The 1,630-nt window shown below is 69.4% G+C and carries 2 protein-coding genes; both read left to right on the forward strand.

What is annotated here, in order from left to right; translation table 11 throughout:
* The first annotated feature begins 61 nt into the window (after positions 1–61).
* Positions 62–1,315 carry an IS256 family transposase gene (locus ACFPZI_RS37140; protein ID WP_381371578.1) on the forward strand — a complete coding sequence of 418 codons (1,254 nt, stop codon included), beginning with the start codon at positions 62–64 and terminating at the stop codon, positions 1,313–1,315.
* A gap of 13 nt (positions 1,316–1,328) precedes the next feature.
* Positions 1,329–1,630: hypothetical protein (locus tag ACFPZI_RS37145; protein WP_381371579.1), on the forward strand; the 302-nt coding region annotated here is incomplete at its 3' end.

The raw sequence follows: 1,630 nt of genomic DNA on the forward strand, positions 1-1,630 counted from the left end.
TGATCCTTTGATGGTCACCGAGTAGGCCGGCGTTGCGAGCGCCGGTCGGGAAGGCACGCCCGTGCTCACCGTAGTGAATGACGACGCCGCCACGCGAGACGGCTCCCTGATCGACGAGATCGTGCGCGAGGGCGCCCGCCGCATGTTGGCCGCGGCGCTGGAGGCGGAAGTCAACCAGTACATAGCCGAGTTGGCGGCCGAGACCGACGAGCGTGGGCGCCGTCTGGTGGTCCGCAACGGCCACCACCGGCCCCGCACCGTGGTCACCGCGGCCGGACCCGTCGAGGTCACCGCGCCGCGGGTGAACGACCGCCGCGTCGACGAGGCCACCGGCGAGCGAAAGCGGTTCTCCTCGAAGATTCTGCCGCCGTGGTGCCGCAAGTCACCGAAGGTCAGCGAGGTGCTGCCGCTGCTCTACCTGCACGGCCTGTCGTCCGGGGACTTCGTGCCCGCGCTGGAGCAGTTCCTCGGCGGCACGGCGGGGCTGTCTGCGGCGACGGTGACCCGGCTGACGAAGCAGTGGGGCGAGGACCACGTCGCCTTCCAGGCCCGGGACCTGTCCGACCGCGACTTCGTCTACGTGTGGGCCGACGGGGTTCACCCCAAGGTTCGGCTCGGGCAGGCGCACTCGTGTGTCCTGGTCCTGCTCGGCGTCCGCGTCGACGGGACCAAGGAGCTGATCGCGCTCGCGGAGGGGCTGCGGGAGTCCACCGAATCCTGGGCGGACCTGCTGCGCGACTGCCGACGGCGCGGCATGCGCGACCCGGAGCTGGTCGTCGGCGACGGCGCGATGGGACTGTGGCGGGCGCTCGCCGAGGTGTTCCCCGCTGCTCGCCATCAGCGGTGCTGGGTTCACAAGGCGCGGAATGTCACGAACGCCCTGCCGAAGTCCGCGCAACCGGGCGCGACGAAGGCGGTGCAGGAGATCTACAACGCTGAGGACCGCGCGCATGCCGAGAAGGCGATCGAGGCGTTCGCGAAGACCTACGGCACCAAGTGGCCCAAGGCTGTCGCGAAGATCACCGACGACCGGGAGGAACTGCTGGCGTTCTACGACTTCCCGGCCGAGCACTGGGTCCACCTGCGGACCACGAATCCGATCGAGTCGACGTTCTCCACGGTCAAGCTCCGCACCAGGGTCACCCGCGGCGCCGGCAGCCCCGCCGCCGCCCTCGCGATGGTGTTCAAGCTGGTCGAGTCGGCCCAGGCCCGCTGGCGGGCGATCACCGGGGCCCACCTGGTGGCGCTGGTCCGCGCGGGCGCCAGGTTCGAGAACGGCCAGCTGATCGAACGCGCCGAGACCCTTGCGGCCTGAGGAGAATGTCACGATGACCAGCTTCGACACCTACGGCACGAACACCTACACGGCCCAGGAGCTGTCCGACCTGCTCGCCGACCGACTCACGGTGGGCTTCACCGAGCGCGAGAGCGACTACCTCGGCAACTACTTCCTCGCTGTCCTCGCCGACACGACCCGCCTCCACGTCCAGCCGAACGCCATTCCTGGAGACGACGGCCAAGACGACCTCTACGAGGACGAGTACACCGACGTGACAGTCCTTCTCCTCATCACATCACCGGTCGCCGCTGAGCCGACCCTTCACGCCGAGCTGGGGGCGATCGCAGGGCT

Source organism: Streptomyces chlorus, from assembly GCF_042655885.1.
Lineage (GTDB): Bacteria > Actinomycetota > Actinomycetes > Streptomycetales > Streptomycetaceae > Streptomyces > Streptomyces chlorus.